Genomic DNA, 6,214 nt, shown 5'->3' on the forward strand with positions numbered 1-6,214 from the left:
GATTAAGCAGGTTTGGTGACAGCGTCTTTAATCGTCGTAAACATGGCACTGATTGCGCCTGATATTGGCGTGACGAAGGCCGCTAAAACGATAGCGACCATCGCCGCAATAATGGCGTACTCAATACCCGAAGCACCCTCTGTACGTTGGGAAAACAACTTGGCTTGTCGTGTCAGAAACACAGTGGCCGGAACATAGAGTTTCAGAACAGTTGTTGAAAACATCTGATCTCTCCTGAGAGCGCCGCAATGACAGCAGTTTGTCCATACCTTGAAACAGCCTTTGAATTAACCGGCTGGTTTAGTCACCGCCGTTTGAATAGTGGTAAACATGGCCTTGATTTGAGTAGAAATAGGCGTCACAAAGGCAGCGAGAGCAATCGCAACCATGGCGGCAATAATGGCGTATTCAATACCCGACGCCCCTTCAGTGCGCTTTGTAAATTGCTTGATATGGTGCGCCACGAAGAGTTGGGTCGGAACATAGACTTTCAGGACAGTATTGGTAAACATCTGATTTCTCCTGGGTGCACCAAAGAGGGCACTTCGCAGCAAGGGGACGACGTAATTACTATTTGCCATCACAGCATTGGCAAGAAAAGGGAATCCATCAACTGTTAAAAAGCACTAATGCAAAAGTATTAATCCAAAAGTGTCCATGTGAAAGTTACGGTAAATCAAGGTCTTCGGCGGCACTCTATTTTTTTTGAGTTGCCTAATGGCATTTTGCTTTGTGTGCGCTACTTTCAAATAGCGAAATGGTCGCAATAATAATGCCTGTCATAGCGACCGATAAGCGAATGGATTTCCTGATGTGCAGTACAGAGTGGCAAAGGGAGTGTGTTAATGAATAACCGACGCAGTTTGATCCTGGCCGCGCTCTTGTTTATCGGTGCCATTGCCGCGGGTTTTTGGGGTTTGGTGATCACCCGCCAGCAGCCGGTTGCGCAGGTACCGGTAACTCAGGTCGTTGAGCAGAGTGTCGCCACGGTTGAAGACCAGACGCGCAAACCTGTGGTGGTGCTGGTACGCGATGTCGCCCCGCATGTGGCCTTGACGGTCGACGATGTGACCCTAGAAAAATTGCACACGGCGCCCCCAGGCAGTTTTGCCTCGGTTGATCAGGTGGTAGGGCGTGCCCCGTGGCGCAGTTTGAGCGCGGGTACCTGGCTGAATGAACAAAGCTTTGAAGTCGGAGGGCCGCTGGCGCGGATGATTCGCCCGGATGAGCGCGCACTGGCGGTGGCCATTGATGAAGTGATCGGCGCCAGCGGTCAGTTGTCTCCCGACGATTATGTAGACGTGTTGTTGTCCCTGCGCGAGGACCAGTCCAACCCGCAGCAGTCGGCGCAAGTGGTAGTGCCGGCCGTGCGGGTGTTGAGCGTGGGGGATGAGGTGGGGCAGAGCAGCGACGGTCAGTCAACCAAGGCGGCGCTGAGTGCCGACGAAGCCCTCAAGCAAGTGCAGCGCCGGGCCACGGCACGCTCGGCCGTGCTGGCCGTTCCCGCGCCGCTGCTCAGCCAACTGATGCTCGCAGCCCAGGCGGGCACCTTGCGCCTGGCCGTGCGCAGCGCTAAGGAAGATCGCTTGAGCAAGTACTGGGCGGGTGAGCAAGACGCCCCAGGCAAGCTGGAGAACGCCCGACGCGACCTTTATCAGTTCAACCAATTGGCCTTTACCGGCCCGGCAAAAGTCGCCCCGGTGGCGAACCCTGGCGGCGGCGTCGTTCCGCGTGCGCGGGGCATCGAAATTATTCGCGGCAACCAAACGGCCCAACAGCCTGCTCAATAAAAAAAGCCTGATCTGCAAGGAAGACCCTATGAGCCATCGTTGCGTAGCGCTGTACAAACGAGCTGTCTGGACTCTGGTTCTAAGCAGCTTGCCTTTTGAAATGGCCTTGGCCGCGCCCTCCAATTGCTCAGCGCTTGGGCAATTGCCAGCGGTGCTGGAAGTGGGGCAAGGCATCCAGCAAGCACTGGATTCGCCGGTTGCCATTACGCGCATTGCTGTCGGTGATCCGGGCATTGCCGATGTGCATGCCAACGGCACCAACGCCTTTTTGCTCACCGGTGTTGCGCCGGGCACCACCAGCTTGATGGTCTGGACCGCCTGTTCGAAAACCCCGCGCCAGAGCATGGTGTTCGTCAAGGGCAAGGCCACCCAAAGCTTTACCAGCGCCTCCGTGTCGCCCTCAGAAGACCCGGCGTTGCTCAGCCAGGTGCAAACCGACATTCGCTTTGTCGAGGTCAGCCGGACCAAGCTGCAGGAAGCCAGCACGTCTATCTTTGGTCAGGGCAGCAACTTTCTGTTTGGTTCTCCGAACTCATTCATCACCAACGCTGAAAACATCATCACCGGCGGCCCGGTCGCCAACAGCAAAAACTTCAACATTGGTTTTGGCGGTGGTCGGGTTCGCGCCTTGATCAATGCGCTGGAGGGCAGCGGTTTTGCCTACACCCTGGCGCGGCCGAGCCTGGTGTCATTGAGCGGGCAAAGTGCGACCTTTCTGGCGGGCGGCGAAGTACCGATCCCAGTGCCGAGCAGCGGCAGCGATAACGTGTCGATCGAGTACAAGGAGTTTGGTATTCGCCTCACGCTGACCCCGACCGTGGTCGGCAACAACCGCATCCTGCTCAAGGTCGCACCGGAAGTCAGCGAGCTGGATTACACCAACGCGGTTAACATCGCCGGGACCCTGGTGCCGGGGCTCAACGTGCGCCGTACCGACACCAGCATCTCGCTGGCCGATGGCGAAAGTTTTGTCATCAGCGGCTTGATCAGTACGCGCAACACCTCGCAGGTGAACAAATTCCCGGGGCTGGGTGACGTGCCGATTCTGGGGGCGTTTTTCCGCGATTCGAACATCAGCCGCGAAGAAAAAGAGCTGCTGATGATCGTGACCCCGCATCTGGTTCAACCCTTGGCTGCCAATGCGCCCCTGCCGAGCATGCCGGGCGAAAAACTGCGCAATTACGACCCCAACTGGTATCGCTTGTATTTCCTTGAAAACGGCAATTTCAATCGCCGTAGCGGGTTATCCCAATGAGCCAGAGCCTGAGCCAGACGTTTCTCGCGCTGACGCGCAACAACACCGACCTTGAGTGGCTGCAGGGCGCGTTGGCGCCGTTGGGCCAAGTGGTGGGGGCGGGTACCAGCAGCCTCGATGAACTGCTCGCGTTGATTGACGTGACCTTTGCCGGGCTGGTGTTTGTGGGGCTGGATCGGGAGAAAGTGGTGGCCCAGTGCGCGTTGATCGAAGGCGCGCTGGAGGCCAAGCCAATGCTGGCGATCGTGGCCTTGGGCGATGGCATGGACAACCAGTTGGTGCTCAATGCCATGCGTGCCGGGGCCCGGGATTTTGTCGCTTATGGCTCGCGCTCCAGTGAAGTGGCGGGGCTGGTACGGCGGCTGAGCAAGCGCCTGCCGCCGGTCACGCCGAATACCGAACTGGGCGGCCTCAGCGTGTTGTTCAGCGCGCAATGTAACGCCGATGGCGCGCTGCTGGCCAGCCACCTGGCGCTGGTGGTGCAAAAGAGCGGGCAGAAAACCCTGTTTCTGGATTTGGGCATTCCCCGTGGCGACGGCCTGGCGCTGTTGGGCCTTGAAAGCTCGTTCTTTTTTGGCGATGCGCTGCGCCATCTTCGGCGCCTGGACAGCACCTTGATCGACAGTGCGTTCACCAAAACCCCGGACGGCTTGCGGGTGTTGGCCCACAGCAACGCCGATGAGCCTCTGGAGCACACCAGCGCCGCCGAGTTGTACATGTTGCTCAGTGCCTTGCGTCAGCACTTTCAGCACATTGTGGTGAACCTCACCGGTCAGCCGGATAGCGAGGCGTTGCGCACGTTCGTGACCCACTGCGACAAGTTGCTCTGGTACGTCGATCAGAACGTGCTCGATTGCCGCCGCAACCTGGACGTACTCAACCTCTGGCGCAACAAAGGCATGAAGCTCGAACACACGGGGCTGGTCGTCGACCGCTGCCTGCGGGGGATTGCTCCGGATGTCGATGCCTTGGCCAAGAGTTTTGATTTACCGGTGCTGGTCTCGTTGCCGCTGAGCGCCGAGTTACGCCTCAATGCGAAAAATCAGGCTGTCACGTTGTTTGAGCTGGGGCCGCGCGAGGCCTTGAGCCAAGGCTTGAAAAAGATCGGTGAACAGTTGGCCAAGCGCTCTGTGGCGTCGGGCAAACCGTCCTCCGTCGCGGACAAATGGCTTAACCGTCTTTGGGGGTCCAAATGACCAAAGAGCAGCTGTTCGGTTCCGGGCTTCACAAAGACGGGCGCGCCGACCACGACGGCCTGAAACTGGTGCTGCACCGTTACATCATCGACGCCATCGAGGAGAGCGGCAAAAACCTGCTGGAAGATTCGCGCCATGCCTTGTCGCAGTTTGTCACCGACCGCGTGGCCGAATACGTATCGCGTTTGCACCTGGCCATTTCGCGCTACGAGATGGAACGTCTGGCCGAGGAAATCGTTGACGAGCTGACGGGGTTCGGGCCGCTGGAAGTGCTGCTGCGCGACAGCGCCGTTACCGAGATTCTGGTCAACGGCCCGCACCATGTGTTTGTTGAACGCGACGGTCTGTTGAGTCACAGCGATTTGCGTTTTATCGACGATCATCACGTCGAGCGTGTGATGCAGCGCATTTTGGCGCCGCTCGGTCGGCGCCTGGATGAGTCGTCACCCATGGTCGATGCACGGCTGCCCGACGGCAGCCGGGTTAACGCAATCATCCCGCCCATAGCGCTGGACGGTCCCTGCCTGTCGATCCGGAAGTTTCGCAAAGACATGCTCAAAAGTAGCGACCTGGTGGCGATGCAAACCATCGATCAGTCGATCTATGAGTTTTTTCAGGAGTCGGTGGGCAAGCGCTGCAACATTTTGATCAGCGGCGGCACCGGCACCGGCAAAACCACGTTGCTGAATATCCTCAGCCAATTGATCAACCCGCACGAGCGCTTGGTCACCATCGAAGACGTGGCCGAATTACAGTTGGGCCACCCCCACGTGGTGCGCCTTGAAACCCGCCCGCCGAATTCCGAAGGGCACGGTGAAGTCAAATCCAGCGACCTGATCCGCAACGCCCTGCGGATGCGTCCGGACCGCATTATCCTCGGCGAGATTCGAGGCGTAGAAGTGCTCGATGTGCTGACGGCGATGAACACCGGTCACGATGGTTCGATGAGTACCGTGCACGCCAACACCGCGCAAGACGCCTTGTTGCGCCTTGAAACCCTGGTGGGTTTGACCGGCCGTACGGTGGCGGAAAAAACCCTGCGCCAGATGATCTGCGCCGCCCTCGACGTGATTATCCAGCTGACCCGTATGTCTGACGGGCGCCGCTGTGTCAGTGAAGTGCTGGAAGTGGTGGGCGTGCGGGACGACGTGTACGTCACCAACACCTTGTTCCGGCTGGACAAACGCACCGGCTTTGGCTTTGTGCGTGAGGCTCTGAACCCGGCAAGCGACAAGTTGCGTCGCGACCCGATTCTGAATGCCAACGGCTGAGGCGCAGATCATGATTCCGACCCTGATACTGTTCGCGATCAGCCTGATGATGTTCATGATGTCGATGAACCTGGTCTACCGCGCCTTGCGCGATCCCACCACCAGCCGCGTGCTGGGCCGCTTGACCGAAGGCCACCCGCAAATGGCGGACAAGGCGCTGGGTGTCGAGTGGCTGGACCGGGCATTTTTGCAGGCGGGGTTGGGGCGTCCTTCGGAGCGTTTGGGGTTGTGGCTGCTGATCTGGGCCGGGGCGGTGGCATTGGCGGCTCTGCTGGGCGGCTGGTTTTTTTTTCTGGTGTTCCTGGTCGCGCCGCCGGTCTGCGTAAAGCTTTTTGTCAGTTGGCGTTACCAGCGTCGCGTCAAGCGCATGGTTGAGCAACTGCCGCAATTGCTCGACCACTGCGTGCGCAGCCTGAAGGCCGGGCGCACCTTGGCCGATGCGGTACTCAATGCCATCGAGGCCTCCCATGACCCGCTCAAAGACAGCATCAGCCGGGTGGCGCGCAACGTGCAGTTGGGCGTGAGTTTGCCCGAGGCGGTGCAGGATTTTGCCGAGCTGTATGAGCGCGATGAATTTCGCATGTTTGCCCTGGGCTTGAAGGTCAACCACCGCTACGGCGGCAACGCTAGGCTCTGTACGTAAACCCAAGAAATACGATTTTCTGTAAAATACACCGCCATTAAAGCCAGGAGGCCAAGATG

6 protein-coding genes and 1 pseudogene are annotated in these 6,214 nt (G+C 58.6%); 5 read left to right on the top strand and 2 right to left on the bottom strand.

All coding sequences use genetic code 11. The features are described from left to right. Positions 1–2: 2 nt before the first annotated feature. Positions 3–224 carry a Flp family type IVb pilin gene (locus tag AAEZ03_RS12910; RefSeq protein WP_048366491.1) on the bottom strand — a complete coding sequence of 74 codons (222 nt, stop codon included), beginning with the start codon at positions 222–224 and terminating at the stop codon, positions 3–5. A 63-nt stretch (positions 225–287) separates the two neighbouring features. Then, positions 288–512: a Flp family type IVb pilin gene (locus AAEZ03_RS12915; RefSeq protein ID WP_048366490.1), complete on the bottom strand. Its 225-nt coding sequence runs from the start codon at positions 510–512 to the stop codon at positions 288–290. Between the two features lie 333 nt (positions 513–845). Between AAEZ03_RS12915 and cpaB the strand changes: the two genes are divergently transcribed. The 5 genes and pseudogenes from cpaB to AAEZ03_RS12940 form a co-directional block, all read left to right on the top strand. Next, positions 846–1,790, top strand: coding sequence for a Flp pilus assembly protein CpaB (gene cpaB / locus AAEZ03_RS12920; protein WP_350579160.1), 945 nt, complete (start codon positions 846–848; stop codon positions 1,788–1,790). A 28-nt stretch (positions 1,791–1,818) separates the two neighbouring features. Continuing rightward, a complete protein-coding gene (locus AAEZ03_RS12925; protein ID WP_048366488.1) occupies positions 1,819–3,045 on the top strand; it encodes a type II and III secretion system protein family protein in 1,227 nt (408 codons plus the stop codon). Beyond that, entirely contained in the window at positions 3,042–4,241 is a 1,200-nt protein-coding gene (locus tag AAEZ03_RS12930) for a CpaE/TadZ family protein (protein WP_350579162.1), read from the top strand. Before AAEZ03_RS12925 ends, AAEZ03_RS12930 begins: the two co-directional genes overlap by 4 nt. Next, on the top strand, positions 4,238–5,512 hold the full coding sequence (locus tag AAEZ03_RS12935; protein WP_123751237.1) for a TadA family conjugal transfer-associated ATPase: 1,275 nt from the start codon (positions 4,238–4,240) through the stop codon (positions 5,510–5,512). The genes AAEZ03_RS12930 and AAEZ03_RS12935 overlap by 4 nt, the downstream gene beginning before the upstream one ends. A 10-nt stretch (positions 5,513–5,522) precedes the next feature. Next, positions 5,523–6,140 (top strand): annotated as a pseudogene (locus AAEZ03_RS12940) (type II secretion system F family protein); the annotation flags it as partial. Positions 6,141–6,214: the final 74 nt, after the last annotated feature.

The sequence above is a fragment of the Pseudomonas sp. HY2-MNA-CIBAN-0224 genome (genome assembly GCF_040310285.1).
GTDB classification, from domain to species: Bacteria; Pseudomonadota; Gammaproteobacteria; order Pseudomonadales; family Pseudomonadaceae; genus Aquipseudomonas; species Aquipseudomonas helleri.

Coding starts and splice junctions, on each gene's coding strand:
- AAEZ03_RS12910 (WP_048366491.1), bottom strand. CDS start 224: ATGTTTTCAACAACTGTTCTGAAACTCTATGTTCCGGCCACTGTGTTT.
- AAEZ03_RS12915 (WP_048366490.1), bottom strand. CDS start 512: ATGTTTACCAATACTGTCCTGAAAGTCTATGTTCCGACCCAACTCTTC.
- cpaB (WP_350579160.1), top strand. CDS start 846: ATGAATAACCGACGCAGTTTGATCCTGGCCGCGCTCTTGTTTATCGGT.
- AAEZ03_RS12925 (WP_048366488.1), top strand. CDS start 1,819: ATGAGCCATCGTTGCGTAGCGCTGTACAAACGAGCTGTCTGGACTCTG.
- AAEZ03_RS12930 (WP_350579162.1), top strand. CDS start 3,042: ATGAGCCAGAGCCTGAGCCAGACGTTTCTCGCGCTGACGCGCAACAAC.
- AAEZ03_RS12935 (WP_123751237.1), top strand. CDS start 4,238: ATGACCAAAGAGCAGCTGTTCGGTTCCGGGCTTCACAAAGACGGGCGC.